The sequence below is a fragment of the Lysobacter sp. GX 14042 genome (assembly GCF_021390425.1).
Taxonomy (GTDB): Bacteria; Pseudomonadota; Gammaproteobacteria; order Xanthomonadales; family Xanthomonadaceae; genus Novilysobacter.
The window spans coordinates 395,416-418,263 of sequence record NZ_JAJUWY010000002.1 but is presented as its reverse complement, the minus strand read 5'-3'; the positions used below and the strand labels follow the sequence as shown (position 1 = coordinate 418,263).

At 70.7% G+C, this 22,848-nt stretch carries 21 protein-coding genes; 9 read left to right on the top strand and 12 right to left on the bottom strand.

Annotation, left to right across the window (positions count from 1 at the left end):
* Positions 1-14 precede the first annotated feature (14 nt).
* Complete coding sequence (gene lipA, locus LY625_RS05360) at positions 15-1,028, top strand: lipoyl synthase (protein ID WP_233738090.1); 1,014 nt, start codon at positions 15-17, stop codon at positions 1,026-1,028.
* Between the two features lie 363 nt (positions 1,029-1,391).
* Entirely contained in the window at positions 1,392-3,554 is a 2,163-nt protein-coding gene (locus tag LY625_RS05355) for a carboxy terminal-processing peptidase (protein WP_233738344.1), read from the top strand.
* A gap of 23 nt (positions 3,555-3,577) precedes the next feature.
* Here LY625_RS05355 and LY625_RS05350 read toward each other — a convergent pair whose 3' ends face one another.
* The 4 genes from LY625_RS05350 to LY625_RS05335 all read right to left on the bottom strand — a co-directional run bounded on the left by LY625_RS05350 (position 3,578) and on the right by LY625_RS05335 (position 8,100).
* Positions 3,578-4,894 (bottom strand): ABC transporter permease, encoded by a 1,317-nt coding sequence (locus LY625_RS05350; RefSeq protein ID WP_233738088.1) that lies wholly within the window; start codon positions 4,892-4,894, stop codon positions 3,578-3,580.
* A gap of 12 nt (positions 4,895-4,906) precedes the next feature.
* Positions 4,907-6,067, bottom strand: a complete 1,161-nt coding sequence (locus LY625_RS05345) for an ABC transporter permease (RefSeq protein ID WP_233738086.1) — start codon at positions 6,065-6,067, stop codon at positions 4,907-4,909.
* Positions 6,068-6,080: 13 nt separating this feature from the next.
* Complete coding sequence (locus LY625_RS05340) at positions 6,081-6,773, bottom strand: ABC transporter ATP-binding protein (protein ID WP_233738084.1); 693 nt, start codon at positions 6,771-6,773, stop codon at positions 6,081-6,083.
* 67 nt (positions 6,774-6,840) lie between these two features.
* Positions 6,841-8,100, bottom strand: a complete 1,260-nt coding sequence (locus LY625_RS05335) for an efflux RND transporter periplasmic adaptor subunit (protein ID WP_233738083.1) — start codon at positions 8,098-8,100, stop codon at positions 6,841-6,843.
* Between the two features lie 212 nt (positions 8,101-8,312).
* Here LY625_RS05335 and LY625_RS05330 point away from each other — a divergent pair, with 212 nt between their 5' ends.
* From LY625_RS05330 to LY625_RS05315, 4 genes are read left to right on the top strand one after another with little or no spacing between them, the layout of a single operon-like run.
* Positions 8,313-9,227: an ABC transporter ATP-binding protein gene (locus LY625_RS05330; RefSeq protein ID WP_233738081.1), complete on the top strand. Its 915-nt coding sequence runs from the start codon at positions 8,313-8,315 to the stop codon at positions 9,225-9,227.
* Complete coding sequence (locus LY625_RS05325) at positions 9,227-10,003, top strand: ABC transporter permease (protein WP_233738080.1); 777 nt, start codon at positions 9,227-9,229, stop codon at positions 10,001-10,003. The genes LY625_RS05330 and LY625_RS05325 overlap by 1 nt, the downstream gene beginning before the upstream one ends.
* Positions 10,004-10,060: 57 nt before the next feature.
* A complete protein-coding gene (locus LY625_RS05320; protein ID WP_233738079.1) occupies positions 10,061-11,326 on the top strand; it encodes a sensor histidine kinase in 1,266 nt (421 codons plus the stop codon).
* Positions 11,323-11,925 carry a response regulator transcription factor gene (locus LY625_RS05315; protein WP_233738078.1) on the top strand — a complete coding sequence of 201 codons (603 nt, stop codon included), beginning with the start codon at positions 11,323-11,325 and terminating at the stop codon, positions 11,923-11,925. Before LY625_RS05320 ends, LY625_RS05315 begins: the two co-directional genes overlap by 4 nt.
* Before the next feature lie 16 nt (positions 11,926-11,941).
* Here the strand turns inward: LY625_RS05315 and LY625_RS05310 are convergent, their stop codons facing one another.
* From LY625_RS05310 to LY625_RS05280, 7 genes are all read right to left on the bottom strand, one after another.
* Positions 11,942-13,324, bottom strand: coding sequence for a leucyl aminopeptidase family protein (locus LY625_RS05310; protein WP_343223461.1), 1,383 nt, complete (start codon positions 13,322-13,324; stop codon positions 11,942-11,944).
* Positions 13,321-14,049, bottom strand: coding sequence for an HAD family hydrolase (locus tag LY625_RS05305; protein ID WP_233738076.1), 729 nt, complete (start codon positions 14,047-14,049; stop codon positions 13,321-13,323). Before LY625_RS05305 ends, LY625_RS05310 begins: the two co-directional genes overlap by 4 nt.
* A 38-nt stretch (positions 14,050-14,087) precedes the next feature.
* A complete protein-coding gene (locus LY625_RS05300; protein WP_233738343.1) occupies positions 14,088-15,122 on the bottom strand; it encodes an AI-2E family transporter in 1,035 nt (344 codons plus the stop codon).
* A gap of 101 nt (positions 15,123-15,223) precedes the next feature.
* Positions 15,224-15,658 carry a hypothetical protein gene (locus tag LY625_RS05295; RefSeq protein ID WP_233738074.1) on the bottom strand — a complete coding sequence of 145 codons (435 nt, stop codon included), beginning with the start codon at positions 15,656-15,658 and terminating at the stop codon, positions 15,224-15,226.
* 40 nt (positions 15,659-15,698) lie between these two features.
* A complete protein-coding gene (locus LY625_RS05290; RefSeq protein ID WP_233738067.1) occupies positions 15,699-16,244 on the bottom strand; it encodes a phage holin family protein in 546 nt (181 codons plus the stop codon).
* A 29-nt stretch (positions 16,245-16,273) separates the two neighbouring features.
* Positions 16,274-16,612 (bottom strand): hypothetical protein, encoded by a 339-nt coding sequence (locus LY625_RS05285; protein ID WP_233738342.1) that lies wholly within the window; start codon positions 16,610-16,612, stop codon positions 16,274-16,276.
* A gap of 123 nt (positions 16,613-16,735) precedes the next feature.
* Entirely contained in the window at positions 16,736-18,118 is a 1,383-nt protein-coding gene (locus tag LY625_RS05280) for a Do family serine endopeptidase (RefSeq protein WP_233738341.1), read from the bottom strand.
* Between the two features lie 479 nt (positions 18,119-18,597).
* Between LY625_RS05280 and LY625_RS05275 the strand changes: the two genes are divergently transcribed.
* The 3 genes from LY625_RS05275 to LY625_RS05265 all read left to right on the top strand — a co-directional run bounded on the left by LY625_RS05275 (position 18,598) and on the right by LY625_RS05265 (position 22,117).
* Positions 18,598-20,748, top strand: coding sequence for an adenosylcobalamin-dependent ribonucleoside-diphosphate reductase (locus tag LY625_RS05275; protein WP_233738065.1), 2,151 nt, complete (start codon positions 18,598-18,600; stop codon positions 20,746-20,748).
* Between the two features lie 10 nt (positions 20,749-20,758).
* Positions 20,759-21,568, top strand: a complete 810-nt coding sequence (locus tag LY625_RS05270) for an NrdJb (RefSeq protein WP_233738063.1) — start codon at positions 20,759-20,761, stop codon at positions 21,566-21,568.
* A 138-nt stretch (positions 21,569-21,706) separates the two neighbouring features.
* On the top strand, positions 21,707-22,117 hold the full coding sequence (locus LY625_RS05265; protein ID WP_233738061.1) for a hemerythrin domain-containing protein: 411 nt from the start codon (positions 21,707-21,709) through the stop codon (positions 22,115-22,117).
* A gap of 7 nt (positions 22,118-22,124) precedes the next feature.
* Here the strand turns inward: LY625_RS05265 and LY625_RS05260 are convergent, their stop codons facing one another.
* Positions 22,125-22,844 carry a hypothetical protein gene (locus LY625_RS05260; RefSeq protein ID WP_233738060.1) on the bottom strand — a complete coding sequence of 240 codons (720 nt, stop codon included), beginning with the start codon at positions 22,842-22,844 and terminating at the stop codon, positions 22,125-22,127.
* Positions 22,845-22,848: the final 4 nt, after the last annotated feature.

The following is a 22,848-nucleotide window of genomic DNA, read 5'->3' as shown; positions in this document are numbered from 1 at the left end:
ATCCGAAATCCCCCATGACCGACGCCAGCAACAAGTCCATTCCCCTTGCCGTGGTGGGCAGCGAGGCTCCGGCCCCGCTGCAGCCGGGCGTGAAGCAGGTCGCCGGCGACAAGATCGCCCGCTCGCCGGTGCAGTTCGCCGAGGCCCCGGTGCTGCGCAAGCCGTCCTGGATCCGGGTGCGGATCCCCTCCGGTAACGCGGTCGCCCAGCTCAAGTCGAAGCTGCGTGCCAACCGCCTGGTGACGGTCTGCGAGGACGCCAGCTGTCCGAACATCCACGAGTGCTTCGGCCACGGCACCGCCACCTTCATGATCCTGGGCGATGTGTGCACCCGCCGCTGCAGTTTCTGCGACGTCGCCCACGGCCGACCCAAGCCGCCGGACGCCGACGAGCCGCGGCGGCTGGCGGGGACGGTTGCCGACATGGGGCTGAAGTACGTGGTGGTCACCAGTGTCGACCGCGACGACCTGCGCGATGGCGGCGCGCAGCATTTCGTCGACTGCATCCGCGCGGTGCGCGACGCCAGCCCGGGCACGAAGATCGAGATCCTGACCCCGGACTTCCGTGGCAAGGGGCGCATGGACCGGGCGCTGGAGATCCTCGCCAGCGCGCCGCCGGACGTGTTCAACCACAACCTGGAAACCGTGCCGCACCTGTACCGCAACGTGCGTCCCGGCGCGGACTACCAGTGGTCGCTGACCCTGCTCAGGCGCTTCAAGGCGCAGCACCCGGCGGTTGCCACCAAGTCCGGGATCATGCTCGGCCTGGGCGAGACCCTGGAACAGGTGCAGGAGACCCTGCGCGACCTGCGCGCGCACGACGTGGAGATGGTCACGATCGGACAGTACCTGCAGCCCAGCGCGCACCACCATCCGGTGATGCGTTACTGGACGCCGGAGGAGTACAAGGCGCTGGAGGTGTATGGGATGGCGCTGGGCTTCACCCACGTCGCGTCCGGTCCGCTGGTGCGCTCGTCCTACCACGCCGACCGTTCGGCGGCGGAGGCCGGGCTGGTGGCCACGGCCTGACGGTGCCCCGGCCGGGCGTTGCCGCCTGCCCGCCGCCCACCCTTGCCGCGGCCTTCGCGCCGGGGGTGCTTTGATCGCTCCGGCGCCTGCCGCGCCGCCATTTCGACGCACGCCGCGCGGCCTGAATGGATCCCGCGCCGCCGGGCACGACCGGCGACTTCCGGCACTGTCAAACGTGTCATTGTTGGCCAACGCTGGGTCACAGGGCCTGGCTTCCCCACGCCTATCCGGGCAACCGCACACTTCATGAATCTCAAGACCCCGCTGCTCGCTCTCCTGCTGTCGCTGCCGCTGGCCCTGCTGGCCCAGGTGGAGGCGCCGCCGACCATGCCGGCCGATCCGCCGGCGACCCTGCCGCAGCCGGTGGGCGCGGACGGGGAGGCGCGGGAGGCCACGCCCGACGGCGAGCCCAGCGCGCCGGTGCCGCTGCCCGCCGCCCCGACCGAGGACCAAGCCACCGCCGCCAAGCTGGTGTTCGGACTGCTGTCCGACAGCCGCTACGCCTACCGTCCCAAGCCGCTCGATGACGCGCTGTCCGAGCAGATCCTCGAGCGCTACCTGGAAGCCCTGGACGGCGGCAAGCAGTTCTTCCTGGCCAGCGACATCAAGCAGTTCGACCGCTACGGGACGCTGCTCGACGATGCGATCCGCAGCGGGCAGATGGAGCCGGCCTACGCGATCTTCGCCCTCTACCGCGAGCGCGTCGCCGACCGCATCGCGCATGCCCGCGGCCTGCTCCACGAGGACATCTTCGACTTCACCGCCGACGAGCGCTTCGATTACGACCGCGAGGATGCGCCCTGGCCGGCGGACCAGGCCGAACTCGACGCGCTGTGGCGCAAGTCGGTGCGCAACGACTGGCTGCGCCTGAAGCTGGCCGGCAAGGAGCCCGAGGGCATCCGCGAGACGCTGGACAAGCGCTACGTGAACCTGCTCGACAACATCAACGAGCTGGAAGGGCGCGATGTCTTCCAGACCTTCATGAACGCCTATGCCGGGGCGATCGATCCGCATACCGCGTACTTCACCCCGCGCACGGCGGAGAACTTCAACCTGTCGATGTCGCTCTCGCTGGAGGGCATCGGCGCGGTGCTGCAGAAGCAGGACGACATGACTGCGATCCGCGAGATCATGGCCGGCGGGCCGGCGGACAAGTCGGGCCTGCTCGGTCCCGGCGACCGCGTGGTCGGCGTCGGCCAGGGCACCAGCGGCCCGATGGAGGACGTGATCGGCTGGCGGCTGGACAACGTGGTCGAGAAGATCCGCGGGCCGAAGGGCTCGCAGGTCCGGCTGGACGTGATCCCGGCCAAGGCCGGGCTGGACAGCGAGCCGGTGCGGGTGGTGATCACCCGTGACCAGGTCCGGCTGGAGGACCAGGCGGCCAAGTCCGAGATCTACGAGATCGAAGGCGAGGGCGGCATGGCCGACCGGCGGATCGGGGTCATCGAGCTGCCGGGCTTCTACCAGGATTTCGAAGGCCGGCGGATGCGCCTGGACGACTACGCCTCGGCGACCCGCGACGTGGCCCGGCTGCTGCGCGGCTTCGAGGACGAGGGCGTGGACGGGGTGGTGCTCGACCTGCGCAACAACGGCGGCGGCTCGCTGAACGAGGCGATCGAACTGACCGGCCTGTTCATCGACGACGGCCCGGTGGTGCAGGTGCGCGAGTCCGGCGGCCGCATCAGCGTGGAAGGCGACGAGGACGAGGGCGTCGCCTGGGCTGGTCCGCTGGCGGTGCTGGTCAACCGCGGCTCGGCGTCCGCCTCGGAGATCTTCGCCGGCGCCATCCAGGACTACGGCCGCGGTCTGGTGATCGGCGAAACCACCTTCGGCAAGGGAACCGTGCAGAACCTGGTCAACCTGGACCGCTGGCCGGCCAACGAGGCCGAGCGCTTCGGCCAGGTCAAGCTCACCGTGGCCCAGTTCTTCCGGGTCAGCGGCAGTTCGACCCAGAACAAGGGCGTGGTCCCGGACATCCATTTCCCGACCTCAGTCGATGCCACCGAGTACGGCGAGAGCACCTACGACAACGCATTGCCGTGGACCAAGATCTCGGCGGTCGAGCACACCCGCTACGGCGACTTCGGCCCGCTGCTGGAGCGACTGGATGCGCGGCACCACGAGCGTGTGGCCGGCGACATCGAGTTCAGCTGGTGGAAGGAGGACGTCGAGCGCTTCCGCACCGAGTCGGAGAAGAAGTGGATCTCGCTCAACGAGGCCGAGCGCCGCACCGAGCGCGAGGCCAGCGAGGCCCGCCGCGAGGAGCGCCAGCGCATCCGCGAGGAGTTGGGCTTGGCCTCAGACCCGCTGGCCGAACTGGCCCTGTCGGATGACGGCCTGACCGCCAACGAGCGCGACATTGCCACCGACACCGCCCGCGAGAAGGCCGCCGAGGACCGCCCCGACCCGCTGCAGCACGAGGCCGCGGCGATCCTGGCCGATGCACTGAACCTGCTGACCAGCGACGGTCAGCTGTCCAGCCTGGTCCTGCCACCCACCGCGAACGCGGCGCACTGGACCAACTGACGCGGTAGCCGCGGGGTGCCAGCTCACCCCGCCCGCAACGCATCGGTCACCGGCAGCCTTGCCGCCCGCAGTGCCGGGAACAGGCCGCCCACCAGTCCGATCCCGAGTGCCCACTTCATCCCGGTCCACAGCAGTTCGGGGGTGACCTTGAACTGGAACACCACCTGGCTGAAGTTGCTGCCCAGGGTGGACACCGTGTAGCCGTTGAACACCAGCCAGGCCAGTCCGGCGCCGAGCACCCCGCCCAGTAGCGCTAGCAGCATGGTCTCCAGCATCACCGCCAGCACCACCGGCAGGCCGCGGAATCCCAGCGCGCGCAGGGTGGCGACCTCCCGGGCGCGCCCGGCCACCGCCGCGTACATGGTGTTGAGCGCACCGAACACCGCGCCGACCGCCATGATCGTGCCGATCACCCGCCCGAGGATGTCGATCAGCTTCGCCAGCCCCTCGGACTGGCGGCGGTAATAGTCGGCGGTGGTGAGCACGTCCAGCTTCAGCCGCGGGTCGCCGGCCAGGGCGGCCTTGAGCCGGTCGAAGCCGTCGCCCTGTTCCAGCCGGGCGGTGACCGACTGGAAGGCCGGCCGGTTGTAGGTGGTGGCGACCACCTCGGCATCGGCCCACAGTTCCGATTCGTGCGCATCGCCGCTGGCAAAGCGCCCGACCACGGTCCACTCCTGGTTGCCGAAGCGCACCGCGTTGCCGATCTCCAGGCCGCGGAACTGCTGCGCGGCGCCGCTGCCGACCACCAGTTCGCGCAGGCCGGGATTGAACCGGCGACCCGCGACCAGCTGCACCTGCTGGCGCAGCTCCCAGGCGGTGTCGCCGACCCCGCGCAGCTGCACGTTGGCATCGGTGCCGTCGGCCATGGTCGGCAACGACACCACCTGCGACAGCTCCGGCGAGGCCAGCGGGCGTCCGCCCTGGCCGCTGGCGATGCCGTCCAGGGCAGTGATCAGCGGCACCTGGTCGCGGGTGATCACCGAATTGGTCTCGGCCATCGCGCCGCCGCGCAGGATGATCGCCGTGTTTTCGTCACCGGTGCTGTTGAGCGTGGCCGAGAAGCCCGCGCCCATCGCCAGCATCGCCACCAGCACCCCGACCACCCCGGCGATGCCGATGATGATCACGCCCGAGGCGCCCCAGCGTTGCGGCAGGCTGGAGACGCCCACGCTGGCGACCGCCAGCGTCTGCCGCCCGCGCCGGGCCAGCAGCAGCCAGCCGGCGAGCAGCGCCACCCCGGCAAGCACGCCCCACCAGGGCAGCATGACCCAGGCGGCCAGCCCGAGCGCCAGCACCAGCACCATGCCGAGATTGCCGGACCATTTCCTGATCTTCTTCATCGTCGCCTCTCCTCAGCGTCCGGCCAGTGCATCGACGATCTTCAACCGCTTGGCGCGCAGCGCCGGCAGCAGCCCGACCACCAGCCCCAGCCCGACCACCAGCGCCAGCGCCACCAGCCAGGTCTCGGTCGGGATCGCCTTGCCCGGCAGCAGCCCCTGGCTGTAGCCGGCCATCCAGGCCACCAGCGCCTGCGCCAGGGCCATGCCCAGCAGCCCGCCCAGGCCGATCAGCAGCACCGACTCGGCCAGCACCAGCATCAGCACCGTGCGGTCGGTGAAGCCGATGGTCTTGAGCACCGCCAGTTCCGGGATCCGCTCGCGCACCGCCTGGGCCATGGTGTTGCCGGTCAGCAGCAACAGGGTGAAGAACACCGCGCCCATGATCGCGGTGACGATCAGGCCGACATCGGCGAACTGCTTCATGAACGACTGGGTCCAGGCCGCCTCGGTCTGGGTCTTGGTCTCGTGGTCGGAGTTGGCCGAAATCGCGTCGATCGCCCGCCCCACCCGGTCGGCCTGCGACGGGTCGGCCACCCGCACCATCATCCAGCCGATTTCATCGCTGATGTAGTCGTTGGCCTCGTTGAAGTACTCCCAGTGGAACATCAGCTGGTTCTCCTGCTGCTTCATCGCCTCGTCCTCGACGTGGAAGATGCCGCGCAGGGTGAACTGCCAGTCGTTGCTGCCGTCCCGGGGGAAGATCGTGGCCTGCAGCGGGATGGTGTCGCCGATCGTCCAGTCGAACTTCTCCGCCAGCGCCCCGCCCACCACCGCCCCGGTGCGGTCGGCGCGGAAGGCCTCCAGTTGCTCGGGGGCGATGGCGAACTCCGGGTACATCCGGAAGTAGTCGTCGCTGACCGCGAAGTTGGGGAAGAAGTTCTGCATGTCGCGGTAGACGCCGCCGAACCAGTTGCCGAAGGCGACGTCCTCCACGCCGGGCACCGCCTCGATCTGCGGCAGCAGCCGGTAGGGCAGCGACTGGGTGATGGAGAGCTTCGATGCGACCACCAGCCGGTCGGCGCCGGTCAGGCTCTGGCCGGAGTTGTTGAAGGCCACCCGGACGCTGTCGAGCATGCCGAACAGCAGGAACGCGGTGACCACCGACAGCAGGGTCAGCACGGTGCGCATCCGGCTGCGCGCCAATGCCGACCAGATCAGGTGCAGGTATTTCATCGCCGCCTCCGGGTCACTGCGCGGCCAGGGCCGCGTCTTCCACCAGCACGCCCTTGTCCAGGTGCAGGGTGCGCCTGGCGTGGTCGGCGGCCTTGGGGTCGTGGGTGACCATCACGATGGTCTTGCCGTGCTCGCGGTTGAGGGTCTGCAGCAGCGCGAGGATCTCCTCGGCGGACTGGCGATCCAGGTCGCCGGTGGGCTCGTCGCAGATCAGCAGGGTCGGGTCGGACACGATTGCCCGGGCGATCGCCACGCGCTGCTGCTGGCCGCCGGACAGCTCGTTGGGGCGGTGCTTGCCGCGGTCGGCCAGGCCCACCAGCTGCAGCGCGATCGCGGCGTTCTTCCGCCGCTGCGCCGACGTCAGCTTGGTCAGCAGCAGCGGCAGTTCTACGTTCTTCTGAGCGGTCAGCGCCGGCATCAGGTTGTAGAACTGGAACACGAAGCCGACGTGGTTGCTGCGCCAGTGGGCCAGCTGGCCGGCACCCATCGCGTCGATGCGCTGGCCGCTGATCTCGATCTCGCCCCCGGTCGGGGTGTCCAGTCCGCCGACCAGGTTGAGCAGGGTGGACTTGCCCGAACCGGACGGGCCCATCAGGGCGACGAAGTCGCCTTCCGGGATCTCCAGATCGATGCCATGCAGTACCTGGACCTTCTCCGGGCCGCGCTGGTAGGTCTTGGTGAGCTTGCGGGTGGTGACCAGTGCCATGTGGATGTCCTTGGTATCGATGTGCAAACGTCCATGGGTTCCCGCGTTCGCGGGAACGACGATGAAGCTAGTCCTGGGCGGGGGCGATGCGGACCTCCGATCCGTCTTCCAGTTCGTCCGGGGGCGACAGCACCACCGTTTCGCCGCCCGCCAAGCCGGAGGTGACCTCGCGGTCGCCGCCCAGGGTGCGGCCGGGCTCGATGGTGCGCTGTTCGACCCGCGCGCTGTCGCCATCCCGCCCGGTGAGCACGAAAGCCACCGGGGTGTTGTTCCGGCGGGCGATGGCGGCCCCCGGGACCAGCACGGCCGGCCCCGCATCGTTGCCCTCCCCGGGTTCCGGAGCGCGCTCGAGGAAGCTCACCCGCACGCCCATTTCCGGCACGATCCGCGGATCCTGCTGGTCCAGCCCGATGCGCACCTTGACCGTCGCCTTGCCGCGGTCGGCGGTGGGGATGATCGCGATCACGTGGGCCGGGATCCTCCAGTCCGGGTAGGCGTTGAGCGTGGCCTCCACCGGCATGCCCGGCTCGACCCGGCCGATGTAGGACTCGCCGACGTCGACCTCGACCTCCAGCGACTCCATGTCGACGATGGTGCCGATGCCGGTGCGGGTGAAGCCGCCGGTGGCCATCGGCGAGACGATCTCGCCCGGCTGGGCGGCCTTGGCGGTGACCACGCCGGCAAACGGCGCGCGCACGATGGTGTTGTCGACGCCGAGTTCGGCGATGTGCAGCTGGTCGGCCGCGACGCCCGCCTGGCGCCCCATGCTGGCCAGCTGGGCCCGGAGTGCATCGCGCTCGGCGAGCGCCTGGTCGTACTGCGCCTGCGAGACCAGTTGTTGCCCGACCAGGCCGCCCAGCCGGGTGGCGTTGGCCTCCGCTTCGCGCAAGCGGGCGCGGGTCGCGTCGGCATTGGCACGGGCGGCGCCGAGCTGCTGGGTGGCGAGCGCGCGCTGGGCATCGGCATCGACCGGGTCCAGCCGCGCCATGACCTGGCCTTCCTCGACCCGCTGGCCTTCCTCGATCAGCACCTCGCGCACCCGGCCGGTGATCTTGGCCGACACCGTGGCCATGCGCCGTGCCACCACGTAGCCGGTGGCGTCAAGCACCGAGGCCGCCGCGCCGGCCTGGCCGCCGATTGCCGTGGCGGTGGCGGTCCGGACCTGGGGCACGTCGCCGCGGGTGAGCAGGAACCAGGCTGCCAGTACCGCCAGCAGCACCGCGGCACCCACCCCCAGGCCGATGAGCAGCCCCCGGCGCGGCTCGCGCGGCGGCGGCGCGCCGCGGTCGATCCTGAGTTCCTTCAACAGCTCGGCATTGCTGCTCATCGTCTCCCCTGCGAAGGCGCGGGCCCGTCCCAGGGCCGGAGTGCCGAGTCTGCACCGCCCGGCGGCCGCTGTCAGGTGACGCCCGTCACCCGGTGTGCCTGCATCCCTCCCGCCGGCATGACGACTGTCATTGGCAGACGCTGACCGCCGCGACTGCCGGCGCCGGCGGGGGAGGGCGAGCATGGTCCACACATCGCAGAGCAGGGGCCGTCATGCACGCCGTCCAATCCATTCCACTGGCGCAACTTCGGGGCGCGGTGAAGCGCTACGGCGCCGTCACCGCGCTCGAAGGCGTCGATCTCGAACTGCACGCCGGCCAGGTGCTGGCGCTGCTGGGCGCCAACGGCGCCGGCAAGAGCACCGCCATCTCGCTGCTGCTGGGCCTGCTGGAGCCCGATCATGGGGATGCAGTGCTGCTTGGATCACCGCCGCGGATGCTGTCCGCACGCCAGCAGGCCGGGGTGATGCTGCAGTCGGGCGCGATCGCCGACACGCTCAAGGTAGCCGAGCTGCTGGAGCTGACCCGCAGCTACTACCCGGCGCCGCGCGGCGTGCAGGACTGCGTCGACATCGCCGGGCTGCAAGGCCTGCTGGCCCGCCGTTACGGCCAGCTGTCGGGTGGCCAGCAGCGCCGGGTGCAGCTGGCGCTGGCGATCTGCGGCCGGCCACGGGTGCTGTTCCTCGACGAGCCGACCACCGGGCTGGACATCCAGGCGCGGCAGTCGCTGTGGCGCGGGGTGCGCGAGCTGGCCGCCGATGGCGCTTCGATCCTGCTCACCACCCACTATCTGGAGGAGGCCGAAGCGCTCGCCGACCGCGTGGTGGTACTGGCGCACGGACGGGTCGTGGCCGACGGCAGCCTGGACGAGGTCCGGGCGCGGGTCTCCCAGCGGCGCATCCGCTGCACCAGCGGCCTCGATCCCGCCGAGGTGGCGCGCTGGCCCCGGGTACGGGCGGCCACGCGGGAGGAGGGAAAGCTGGAAGTGGTCACCGATGCCGCCGAGGACGTGGTGCGGCGCCTGCTCGCGCAGGATCCGGAGCTCACCGGACTTGATGTGAGCCGCGCCGGCCTGGCCGAAGCCTTTCTGGAGATCACCCGTGAACAACAGCTGCAGGAGGCCGCCTGATGAACGCCATTGCCGACGCCAACCTCCATCGTCCGCGGCAGCGGATGTTGCGCAGCTACCTGCTCGAGGCGAAGTACGAGTTCCTGCGCCTGCTGCGCGCGCCGATGTTCTCGCTGCCGACGCTGCTGTTTCCGGCGATGTTCTACCTGCTGTTCGGAGTGGTGATGAATCGCGGCAACCCGGCCGCCGCCACTTACCTGTTCGCCACCTACGGCGTGTTCGGGGTGATGGGCGCGGCGCTGTTCGGCTTCGGGGTCACGGTGGCGATGGACCGCGAGCGCGGGCTGCTGACGCTCAAGCGCGCACTGCCGATGCCGCCGGGTGCGTACCTGCTGGGGAAGATGGCGATGGCGGCGATGTTCGGGCTGATGGTGGCGTCGCTGCTCGCGGCCCTGGCTGCGCTGGCGGGCGGGGTGTCGCTGCGGCCCGCGCAATGGGCGCTGCTGTTGCTGGTCCACGTCGCCGGGGCGGTGCCCTTCGGCGCGCTCGGGCTGTATATCGGCACCCTGTCCAGTGGCGGCGCCGCCCCGGCGGTGGTCAACCTCGTCTACCTGCCGCTGTCGCTGCTGTCCGGATTGTGGCTGCCGCTGGCGATGCTGCCGGGTGTATTCGCCACCCTTGCTCCGGCATGGCCGCCGTACCACGTCGGACAGCTGGCGCTGAAGGTCGTCGGGATGGATGCGGGCCAGCCGGTCGCGCTGCACCTGGGCGTGCTGGCGCTGGTCAGCGCCGGCTTCTTCGCCCTGGCCCGGGCGCGGCTGGTCCGCAATGGTTGAACCGGCGCCATGATCCGGCGCCGGACCGGGGCGCGCCAGGTGCGGCATCATCGCGCCATGGACCACAGCAGGACCCGCGCCACCGTCATGTTGCGTCGCTGGCTGTCACCGGCGCCGGACTCGCTGCTGGCGTGCGCCGCGCGGCGGGGGAGCGCGCCGTGGACCGAGTGGGTGCACCTGCTGTGGACTGCCTGGGTGTTCATCACCCCGATGTTCACGCCGTCGGGGTACGACACCCGCTGGATCGGGCTGACGCTGCTGTCGTATCCCCTGTTCCTGGTGCTCTACGGGCTGACCCTGTTGCGGCCGGAACGGAAGATGTGGCTGCCGGCGTTGGGCATGGTCGTGCTGTCCATGCTGCTGTTGCGCTGGTATCCGTCGGGCCTGAGCTATTTCGTGTTCGGCTGCGTGATGCTGCGCGGTGCCAGGGGCCACGGGCTCGTGCGCTATCTCGCCATGCTGGTGTTGCTCAACGGGGCCCTGCTCGCGATGGCGCTGGCGCTGGGCTATCCATGGCAGGCGGTGGCGTGGCTGCCCGCGGTTACCGTCATCATCGGCCTGGTGGTCCACGCCGATGCCGTGAACCGGCACAAGGACGCGGCACTGAAGCTTTCGCAGGAGGAGGTGCGGCGGCTGGCGACTGCGGCCGAGCGCGAGCGCATCGGGCGTGACCTGCACGACCTGCTCGGTCACACCCTGTCGCTGGTGGCGCTGAAATCCGACCTGGCGGCCAGGCTGATCGAACGCAACCCGGACAGGGCACTGGCCGAGATCTCGGAAGTCAGCCGGGTCAGCCGCGAGGCACTGGCCCAGGTGCGCGCGGCAGTGACCGGCATCCGCTCGGCCGGCCTGGCCGCCGAACTCGCCTCGGCCAGGTTGTTGCTGGAGTGCGCCGGGGTCGCGATGCGCCACGAGGTGGGGTATTCCGGAGTCGATGCGGCCGCGCTGCCGGTACCGCTGGAAACCGCACTGGCGATGGTGCTGCGCGAGGCGGCGACCAACATCCAGCGGCATGCCGGGGCGACCCGCGCGGAGGTCACGCTGCAGGTCGACCGCGACCGGGCCGTGCTGTGCATCAGCGACGACGGACGCGGCGGCGCGGACGTGCCGGGTAACGGGCTGGCGGGCATGCGCGAACGCGTGGAGGTGCTTGGAGGGCGGCTGCGGGTCGACTCGTCGCGGCGGCGGGGTACCACCGTGGAGGCGTGCATCCCGGTCCGCGCCGTCGGGCCTGCGCCGGCGGCCCCGGCGCCGGACAGGGGTGCCCGGCGCGACGGGTCCGCACCTGCGTCGCCCGCGCTGGCAGGAGCCCTGCGGCGATGATCCGGATCGTCCTTGCCGAGGACCAGTCGATGCTGCGCGGTGCACTGGCGGCTTTGCTGGGCCTGGAGCCGGACCTGGAGGTGGTCGGCACCGCCGCCGATGGAGAGGCCGCCTGGCGCGAGCTGCAGCGCCACGGCCCCGACCTGCTGGTGACCGACATCGAGATGCCGGGACTGACCGGCCTGGAGCTGGCCGGGCGCATCCAGCGCCACGGACTGGCGACAAAGGTGGTGATCGTCACCACCTTCGCGCGTGGCGGCTACCTGCGCCGCGCGCTGGACGCCGGGGTGCAGGGCTACCTGCTCAAGGATGCGCCGGTCGGGCAGCTGGCCGGCGCGTTGCGCCAGGTACATGGCGGCGGCCGGGCGATCGACCCGCAACTGGCGCTGGAGGCCTGGTCGGAGGCCGACCCGCTCACCGATCGCGAACGCCAAGTATTGCGCCTGGCCGGAGAAGGCCACGCGGCGAACGACATCGCCGGCCGGCTCCATCTCTCGCACGGCACGGTGCGCAACTACCTCTCGGAGGCCATCGGCAAGCTGGGCGTCGGCAACCGCATCGAGGCATACCGGCTGGCCCGGCAGAAAGGCTGGCTGTAACAACCGGGACCGGAACTCACCCCGCGAACAGCCGCCCCAGCATCGCGAACGCCGAGCGCAACCCCTGCGCCTCGCCACCCACCGGGCGGCCCGGACTGTCACCCTCGTTCCACGCGAACGTGTCCAGGTGCGCCCACGCCTGGCCTTCCGGCACGAAGCGCTCCAGGTACAGCGCGGCGGTGATGCTGCCGCCCATCTTCGACGGCCCGCCGTTGGCGATGTCGGCCACGTGGCTGGTGAGGTAGCGCCAGTACGGGCGCCACAACGGCATGCGCCACACCGGGTCGCGTCCGGCCGTGCCGGCCTCCAGCCAGGCCTGCGCCACGGCATCGTCGTTGCTGTACAGCGCCGGCAGGTCCGGACCCAGGGCGATGCGCGCCGCGCCGGTGAGGGTGGCGAAGTCCAGCAGCAGGGCCGGCTTGCGTTCGGCCGCGAAGGCGAGCGCGTCGCACAGCACCAGCCGGCCCTCGGCGTCGGTGTTGTCGATCTCCACGCTGATGCCGGCGCGGGTGGCGATGACCTCCCCGGGGCGGAACGACTCCGGGCCGATGGCGTTCTCCACCGCCGGGACCAGTACGTCGATCCGCAGCGGCAGGCCGGCGGCCATGATCCACTCGGCCAGGGCCAGCGCATGCGCCGCGCCGCCCATGTCCTTCTTCATGTTGCGCATGCCGGCGGCCGGCTTCAGATCCAGCCCGCCGGTGTCGAAGCACACGCCCTTGCCGACGATGGCCACCAGCGGATGCGCCGGATCCCCCCATTGCAGGTGGATCAGCCGCGGCGCGCGGTGGCTGGCGCGGCCGACGGCGTGGATGGCCGGGAAGTTGCGCTCCAGCAGCGCCCCGCCGGTGGTCACCTCCAGCGTCGCGCCGGCACGTTCGGCCATCTGGCGGGCAATCTCCTCCAGTTGCTCCGGCCCCATGTCCTCGGTCGGGGTGTTGACCAGATCGCGCACCCGCAGGCAGGCGGCCAGGGCAAGCTGCGCGGCGCGGCTGTCGCCGTCGAGCACCAGCCGCGCAGGCTCGCGTGCGGGCTTGCGGTACCGGGCGAAGCGGTACGCGCCCAGGCCCCAGCCAAGCTGCAGGGCGGCCACGGTCACCGGGTCGTGCGTGCCGGCCAGCCGGAAGCATGCGGCCGGCAGCGCATGCGCGGCATGGCCGTAGCTGGCCGGATCATGCGGATCTCCGATGCCCAGCACCGCCCCGGCCGGTGCGCCGTCACTGCCGGGCAGGACCAGGGCGGTGTGCGGCCGCGCCTGGAAGCCGTGGCCGCGGACCCAGGCGCCGATGCCGTCGGGCTGCCTCGACAGCCAGTCCTCGAGCTGCGCGGCGCCGACCAGGTGCAGCGGCAGGCCGTCGCCGCCGGGGACGAGGCCGGGAAGGAGTGCGGGGTCGGTCATCGGGTGGGCTCCGTGTCGTGGGTCGCCTCCAGCCAGTCGGCCAGGGCGGAAAGGGTGGGGAACTGCAGTTCCGGTGCCGGGACGTCGACGGTCCAGCTTGACAGCCGCCCGGACGCGTCGGGACGGTTGATCCAGCATGCCTGCAGCCCGGCGTCGCGGGCCCCGGCGACATCGCACAGCGGGTCGTCGCCGACGTGCAGCACCTGCCCGGGCGGCAGGCCCAGCCGCTCGCACGCGGCCAGGAAGATGCCGCGGTCCGGCTTGGGCGCGCCGTGCTCGCCGGCGCCGAGCTGGAACGCGAACAGGTGGTCGATGCCAATGGTGCGCAGGCAGGCGTTGCCGTTGCTCACCGCGGCCAGCGGCACCCGTGCGGCCAGCCGCTCCAGCGCGGGCAGGCTGTCGGGATAGTGCTCGACCCTGCAGCGGGCGGCGAAGTAGGCGTCATAGGCCGGTGCCGCCAGGGCGGCATCCTCCCCGGCCTCAGCGAGCATGTGCTCGAGCATCCAGCGCCGCTGCGCGCTCATGTCATGGGCCAGTTGCGGACGCTCCAGGTCCAGGCGCCGGCGCAGCCGGCGGCGCTCGTCGGCCGGCCAGCGTTCGGCCGCGCGCGGGGCGTGGCGGGCGAGGAAGGATTCCAGTGCGGACTCGGCCAGCGCGATTGCCGGCGCGATCGGCCACAGCGTGTCGTCGAGGTCCAGGGTGATGGCGCGGATGGGGGCGTGCACGCTGCACATTGTAGTGCCGGGGCGCGGCGGTGGCCGGCTCACTCCAGCAACCGGGCCCAGCCTTCCAGGCCGCTGATGCGGGCCAGCACGATCTTCACGCACACCAGCATCGGCACCGCCAGCAGCAGGCCGATGATCCCCCACAGCCAGCCGAACAGCAGCAGCGCCAGCACCAGCACCAGCGGCGACAGGCGCATCTGCCGGCCCAGTACGATCGGGGTGATGATCTGTCCCTCCAGGGTGTGCAGCCCCAGGTAGATGCCGGCCGGCAGCAGTGCCGACCACAGTCCGTCGTAGGCCACGAAACCCATCAGCAGCATGATCAGCATGCCCACCAGCGGCCCCACGTAGGGGGCGTAGTTCAGCACGGCCGCCATCGTGCCCCACAGCAGGGCCTCGGCCAGCGGCACCCCCAGCAGGTACAGCGAACCTGCCAGCGCCAGGCCGACGGTGAAGTTGATCACGCTGATGGTCAGTACGTAGCGCGAGATCTCGTACTCGATCGACTGCAGGATCCCGACGGTGATCCGCTTCTGCTGGCGCGTTGGCAGCAGCGAAAGCGCATTGCGCTGCAGGTTCTGCCCGAACACCATGAAGAAGAACGTCAGCAGCACCACCGCGAACACCGAGGCCAGCATCCGCGGAGTGGCGGTGAGCGAGCGGTAGGGATCGTTGACCTCGGTGCGCACCACCTCGACCTTCTGCCCGCCGTCGGCGGCACGGGCGATGTCCGCGGCGGCCTCGTTGGCGGCCTGCATCGGCCGGGTCATCTCGCGCAGCTGGGGCGCGACCTTGCGGATTTCCCGTGGTACCTGGCGCACCCACTCGGATGCCGGCTGCACCAGCTGGTTGGCCAGTGCCACGGTGCCCGCCAGTCCGGCCAGCAGCACCAGCACCGCGCCGATCACCCGGGGAACATGCAGCCGTTGCAGGCCACGGATCAGCGGGTTGCCGATCAGGGCGAAGAACGCCGCCAGCAGGACCGGCAGGATCACCGCCTGGGCGGCCCACATCGCCGCGGCGACCGCGAGGGTGGTGAGCACCAGCAGCGCGGCCGGGGCGCGGGGGCGCAGCGGTGGAAGCGGCGGTTCGGCAGGACCCGGCTGCGGGTCCGGGGCAGCCCCGGGAACGGTGCCGGACCCGGCGGTTCCGCCAGGCACCGGCACCGGCGTGCTCACGGTTCGGCGCCCGCCGCGCGCGCCGCCTCGGCGGCCCGGGCGATCCGTTCGCTGGCCAGCTGCTCGGCGCGCAATCCGGCGGCGACGCCGCCCAGTACTCCGCCGCCATCGGCGGCAACCGCAGCGGTTTCGGCGGCCGATCCCGCCTCCTCCGCCGCGGCATGGGCGCTGGTGCCGGCGAGCAGCCCCACCAGGCTGGTGGCCATCGACATCAGGCGCATGGCGTTGCTGCCGCTCGCCAAGCGGCGGCCCGGCTCGACCAGGCCGAGCACGAACCCGGACCCCAGCCCCGCCAGCACGATGCGGCCCGGCGTCCAGGCGGCCTTCCAGGACGCCTTGAGCTGGCGCAGGTCGGCGCCGACGCGGCGCTCGTTCGCCTCGATGGCGTTCTCGGCCTGTTCGACCTTCTTGATCAGTTGCTCGAAGCGCATCTTGCCCTCCCCCGGCCCGTCATCAGGGTCATGCCCGCCATCAGGGCGGGGTGACCTCCACCCCGCGGCTGTCCCTGGCCGGCTGCCCGGTGGCGTCCCCGGCAGCTGCCTGTTCGGCGTCTTCGCGCGCCGACCGTGCCGAGTCGGGGTCGGAAACGAACCGCGACAGCTCGCCGATGCCCAGGCGGGCCAGCTGGCGGCGCGTGGCCTGCAGCCGGGTGTGCTCGTAGTAGCCGATCGCCAGCCAGCCGCCGATGCCGGCGATCACCAGGCTGGCGAGCGCCGGCAACAGCATCGACAGCCACCATGACAGCCCGGTGGAGCGCAACAGCATCACCAGCGTGCCCATCAGGAACAGCCAGGCGGTGACGCCGCCGACCAGCGCCACGCCGCCCGCGACCGCCGCACGTCCGGCGGCGCTGCGGGCGAGGGCGACGTCGGCGGCGACCAGGCTGCGCAGCGACTTGGCCACCTCGCCGGCCGCATCCAGGCTCGCCCGGCTGCCCTCGCCGATTTCGCGCAGCGCCTGCAGCAGGTCGGGGCGGGGATCGACCTCCTCCCCGCCCGCGTCGGCAGCACCTGGCACCGGATTATCCGGCGTCGACACGCCGGGACTCAGCGGTCGCCGCCGCGCGCCAGCTTGGCAATCAGCCAGCCGGCGGCAAGGGCGCTGCCGAAGGCCACCAGCGGCCGCTCGCGGATCAGGTCCGCGGCGCTGTCACACAGTTCGCGGCCCTTGTCCATGATGTCGTCGTACTGCTCGCGCGCGGCATCGCCGAGCTCGCTGGCGGCGGCCCGGCTGGCGCGGGCACCGCTGGACAGGTTGCTGCGGACCTGCTCGGTGCCGTCACGCAGTTGCTCGCCGGCGGCCCCGGCCGCCTGCCGCAGCGCGTCGCCGCCGTCGACGGCGGCCTGCTTGAGGTGGCTTCCGGCCTCGTTGAGGTGGCCCTTCATGTTGTCACGGCCGCTGGCGGCCTCGCTGGTGCCGGTGGAGGTGGGATTGTTGCCGGTGGCGGTCGGGTCGGTCGCGCTCATGCAGGTGCTCCTGTACGGGATCGGTTCGTGGGGAATGTCGTGTCATCGCATCGGCAGGACGCCGGGCCGGTTGCCGCGCACGATCTGCAGCGCCAACTGTGCCGGCGCCCGTGTGAAGCCCGTGCGGAAGCCGCCCAGGTCGGCGAAGCTGCCGGCGCTGCTGGCGACCACGACATCGCCGGCACGCAGGCCGTTGTCCTCGGCCCGGCTGCCGGGCTCGACCGCTTCCACCAGCACTCCGGACAGGCCCGCTTGGCGCAGGCGTTCGGGCAGGTCGGCGAAGCTGGCGCCGGCGAGCCGCGGATCCAGGTCGGCGCCGGCGATCGCGCCCGGCTGGGCGAGCAGGGTCGCGGTCAGCTGCAGCGGGCGGCCATCGCGGTGGATGTCCAGCAGCACCTTGCTGCCGATCCCCTGCAGCCCTTCGAAGTTGCGCAGCCCATCGCGGTCGTGGATCGTCTGGCCGTTGGCCGCGGTGATCACGTCGCCTGGCTTCAGGCCTGCGCGCGCGCCGGCGGAACCGGTGTGGACCCGGGTCACCACGGTGCCGCGGACATGCTCCAGGCCGAGCGCCTGTGCCAGGCGGGCGTCCAGGTCCTGGGTGTCGATGCCCAGGGTGCCGCGGCGGACTTCGCCGGTGGCGACCAGCTGGTCCATCACGCTGCGCGCGAGGTTGGCCGGGATCGCGAAGCCCAGCCCGATGTTGCCGGCCATCGAGCCGCGCGGATTGAAGCTGGCGGTGTTGATGCCGACCAGCTGGCCGTCCAGGTTCACCAGCGCGCCGCCGGAATTGCCCGGGTTGATGGAGGCGTCGGTCTGGATGAAGTCCTGGTAGCCCAGCCCGCGCAGCCCGCTGCGCCCGACCGCGGAGACGATGCCGCTGGTGACGGTCTGGCCGATGCCGAACGGGTTGCCGACCGCCACCACGAAGTCCCCGACCCGCAGCGAGGACGAATCGGCCAGCGCGACCGCGTGCAGGTCGCCGGTGGCGATCTTCATCACCGCCACGTCGGTGTCCGGGTCGGAGCCGACGAACTCGGCCTCCAGGACCCGCCCGTCGTGCAGGGTCACGGTCACCTCGTCGGCGCCCTCGATGACGTGGTGGTTGGTGAGTACCAGCCCGCGCCGCGCGTCGACGATCACCCCGGAGCCGAGCGACTGCTCGATCCGCTCGCGCGGCACGTGCGGGAACATCCGGCGGAAGAACGGGTCGTCCATGAACGGGTTGCGCACCCGTACCCGTTGCCGGGTCTGCACGCTGACCACCGCGGGGGTCACGCGCTCCAGCATGGGAGCCAGCGAGGGCAGGGCCTCGCCACCGACCGCCTGCGGAAGCGCGACCGGAGTGGCCGGGGCTGCCGGGAGGGCGCTGGCCGGCGCGGCGACGGCCGGGGTGGCCAGGCCGTCGCGGACGAGGAGGGCCACCAGGCCTCCGAGGCAGGCGGCAAGGATGATCAGCAGGAAGGTACGCGGGGTGCTTGGCATGGCAGTCGATCGTATGGGCTGGAATCGCGGGCGGCACATCGCGCCGCCCGCAGGCCGGCGAGTGTGGCCACGGCCCATTTAATCACCGGTGAAGCCGGCATCCGGCTGCCGGCGCCTTCCATGATCGTGGGCGCGACGCAACCCGTTGACGCAGGCGGGGGGCTCGCGTAGCTTGCTCGACGTCGGTCGGCCACAAGATCTTGTGGTCGGCCTGTTGAAAAGGCCCAAGCATAGGGGTTTGCGAGGGCTGGCCCGCGTGCTGCGAAAGTCGCTCGAACAAAGGCTTTGCGGCCCCGATGGAGCAGTCCATGGACATCCATCCGATCCATTGAAACCACCTTTTCGCTGGCGTCCCGCACGCCGGCGGAACCGCGGTCCGCACCCGCCGGACGGCATCTGACTTGATTGGAGACAGCACAGGCATGAGCACGGTACGTCTGGAGGCAGTGAAGATGGACACGGTCAAGGACATTCCCCTGCAGCCGGCGTCGCTGGATATCTGGGACAAGAAGTACCGCCTGAAGACCAAGTCCGGCGAGGCGGTCGACGAGGACATCGACGCCACCTACCGCCGCGTGGCGAAGGCGCTGGCCGAGGCCGAGCCGTCCGCGGAGAAGCAGCAGTACTGGATGGAGCGCTTCGCCTGGGCGCTGCGCCGCGGGGCGATTCCCGCCGGCCGCATCACCTCCAATGCCGGTGCGCTGGCGCACAAGCCGGCCACCAGCACCATCAACTGCACCGTGTCGGGGACCATCGAGGACTCGATGGACGGCATCCTGCAGAAGGTCCACGAGGCCGGACTGACCCTGAAGGCCGGCTGCGGCATCGGCTACGAGTTCAGCACCCTGCGCCCGCGCGGGGCGTTCGTTGCCGGCGCCGGCGCCTACACCTCCGGCCCGATGTCCTTCATGGACATCTACGACAAGATGTGTTTCACCGTCTCCTCCGCCGGCGGCCGCCGTGGCGCGCAGATGGGCACCTTCGACGTCAGCCACCCCGACGTGCGCGACTTCATCCGCGCCAAGCGCGAGGACGGCCGGCTGCGCCAGTTCAACCTGTCGCTGCTGATCACCGATGGCTTCATGCAGGCGGTGGCCGATGACGGTGACTGGCCGCTGGTGTTCCCGGTCAACATCAAGGAAAAGGGCGACGTCGACCTCGATGACGCCACCCAGGTGCTCTGGCGCGAGTGGCCGACCCACCGCAACTACATCGCCCGCGAGGACGGCCTGGTTGCCTGCAAGGTCTACGGCCACGTCAGGGCCCGGCACCTGTGGGACATGATCATGGTCTCCACGTATGACTACGCCGAGCCGGGCTTCATCCTGATCGACCGGGTCAACGAGATGAACAACAACTGGTGGTGCGAGGACATCCGCGCGACCAATCCCTGCGGAGAGCAGCCACTTCCGCCCTACGGCGCCTGCCTGCTGGGCTCGGTCAACCTGACCAAGTTCGTGCGCAACGCGTTCACCGACCAGGCCGAATTCGACTGGGACGAGTACCGCGAGGTGGTGCGGGTGTTCACCCGGATGCTCGACAACGTGGTGGAGGTGAACGGCCTGCCGCTGGAGGAGCAGCGCAACGAGATCATGCGCAAGCGCCGCCACGGCATGGGCTTCCTCGGCCTGGGCTCGACGGTGACCATGCTGCAGATGAAGTACGGCAGCGCCGCGTCCTGCGAATTCACCGAGCGCATCGCCCGCGAGATGGCGGTCGCCGGCTGGGAGACTGGCCTGGAGCTGGCGAAGGAAAAGGGCGCCGCGCCCATCATGGACGAAGTGTTCGAGGTCACCGCCGGCATGCTGCGCAAGCGCCCGGAGATGGCCCGCGACGGCTGGAAGGCCGGTGACAGCATCACCGGCAAGGTGCTGCACGCGAAGTACTCGCGCTACATGCAGCGCATCGGCGAGGTCGCCCCGGAACTGGTGGCGCAACTGGCCGAGACCGGCGCGCGCTTCACCCACCACAGCTCGATCGCGCCCACCGGCACGATCTCGCTGAGCCTGGCCAACAACGCCTCCAACGGCATCGAGCCGTCGTTCGCCCACCACTACAGCCGCAACGTGATCCGCGAGGGCCGCAAGACCAAGGAGAAGGTCGACGTGTTCTCCTTCGAACTGCTGGCCTACCGCGCGCTGGTCAACCCGAAGGCGATGCCGTTCTCCGACGAGCCGGGCGAGAAGCTGCCGGAGTACTTCATCGCCGCCGACGACGTCACCCCGAAGCAGCACGTCGACGTGCAGGCCGCCGCGCAGAAGTGGGTGGACTCCTCGATCTCCAAGACCGCGAACGTCCCCACGGACTACCCGTACGAGGACTTCAAGGACATCTACACCTACGCCCACTCCCAGGGCCTGAAGGGCTGCACCACCTTCCGCTTCAACCCGGCCGCCTTCCAGGGCGTGCTGGTCAAGGAGAAGGACCTGGAGAACACCACCTACCGCTTCGAGCTCGAGGACGGCAACACGGTCGAGCTCAGGGGCAACGAGGAGGTCGAGTACGACGGCGAGACCCACACCGCCGCCAACCTCTTCGACGCCCTGAAAGAAGGCTACTACGGCAAGTTCTGAGGACATCCCCATGGCCACCCGGATCGACAAGAAAATCACCGGCTACTCCGTCGCCCTCCCCGAGGACAAGGCGAAGCAGGCCGACACGCCGGCCGCCCCGGCCACCGGCGAGGAGCGCGGCGCCAAGGTCATCCAGATGCACGAGAAGATCGAGCGCCCGGAGACCCTGGTCGGCACGACCTACAAGCTCAAGACCCCGCTGTTCGAGCACGCCCTGTACGTGACCATCAACGACATCGTGCTCAACGCCGGCAGCGAGCACGAGCACCGCCGGCCGTTCGAGATCTTCATCAACTCCAAGAACATGGACCACTTCCAGTGGATCGTGGCGCTGACCCGGATCATGTCCGCGGTATTCCGCAAGGGCGGCGACGTGACCTTCCTGGTCGAGGAGATGAAGGCGGTGTTCGACCCGCGCGGCGGCTACTTCAAGGCCGGCGGCGTGTACATGCCCTCGCTGGTGGCCGAGCTGGGCTCCATCGTCGAGGAGCACCTCAAGGCGATCGGGATGATCCAGGAGCCCGGGATGAGCCCCGAGCAACGCGCGCTGATCGAGGAAAAGCGCGCTGCCTACGCGCAGCTCGAGTCAAAAAAAAACACTGACGAACCCGTAGCCCCGCGCGACGAGCACAGCGGGGAGCTGTTCCCGGAGCCGCGCGTGCACGCCCCGGCGCGCGACGAGGACGTGGCGGTGACCGGGGATGGCGGCGCCTCGTTCCCGCCTTCGGCGACCATGTGCCACAAGTGCTCGACCAAGGCGATCGTGATCATGGACGGCTGCGCGACCTGCCTGAACTGCGGCTACAGCAAGTGCGGCTGACGGCCGTAGCCCGGGTAAGCGAAGCCCCATAACCCGGCCAAGCGAAGCGCACCCGAGGAGCCGACCCCCTCAAGTCCCGCCCCCCGCCGCCGTTCACGAGGCCGAGGCACCGCCCCCCACCGGTGCTGCGGAGCCCCCTTGGACATCCAGCGCTACACCAACGCCCACGTCGAGATCCTCGGGCAGATCGACGCCCTGCGCACGCTCATCGGCGCCGGCATCGCCGAGCAGTCCGGCGCGATCGCCAGCCTGCTGGTGAACATCGCCAGTGGCATCAAGTTCCACCTGGCCGCCGAGGACCGGGTGCTGTACCCGGCCTTCGCCGCCTCGCAGGATCCCGGCGCCATGGCACTGGGCCGGCGCTACCAGGACGAGATGCAGGGGCTTTCCGCCGACTTCGCCGAGCTGGTGCTGAAGTGGCGGGTCGGCCCGCGGATCGCGGCGGACCCGGAAGGTTTCCGCGCCCATGCCAACGCGGTGTTCAAGGCCTTGTTCGAGCGGCTGACGCGCGAGGAACGCGAGCTCTACCCGATGGCCGAGCGGCTGTAGGCAGGCCTCACCGGCGCAGGTGCTCCGGGACGTCCTCCGGCACCCGCCACAGGTAGACCACCGACTCGCCGACCTGCAGCGACTCCTCGGGCAGCCAGTCGCCCATGTGGTAATTGTGGCCGACGATGCGGGTGCCCGGGGCCAGTGAAAGCAGCTTCGGTCGCAGCCGCAGGTTGAGGTCCGGCAGCAGGTACAGCGATACCACCGTGGCCTGCGACAGGTCGGCCTCGAACATGTCGTCCTCGACGAAGCGCACCAAGTGCGCCACGCCGGCCTCGGCGGCGGCGTGGCTGGCGTACTCGACCAGCAGCGGGTCGATCTCGATCCCCACGCCCCGCGTGCCCCACTGCCGGGCGGCGGTGATCGGGATCCGCCCGTCGCCGGAGCCGAGGTCGTAGAGCACGTCGTCGGCGCCGACTTCGGCCACCCGCAGCATTTCCGCGACGACCTCGTGCGGGGTCGGCAGGTAGATCACGTCCGGCTCGCGCAGGGGGTCGCGGGGTTGGCCATCGGGAGAGAGCGTGGTGACCGACCACGGATCCGACGTCGGCACCGGTGCCGGGGTGGAGTCGGCGGCCACCGGGGCGAGCTCCACCGGGCCGTTGGCCGCGGTGGAGGGCACGGGATCGGCCGCCGGCGCGTTGCCGGTGGGCGCAGGCGTGCAGCCGGCAGCCAGCACCGCCAGCAACAGGACGCCGGCCAGAGGAGCGGGGATGGGCCGGTTCACGCGG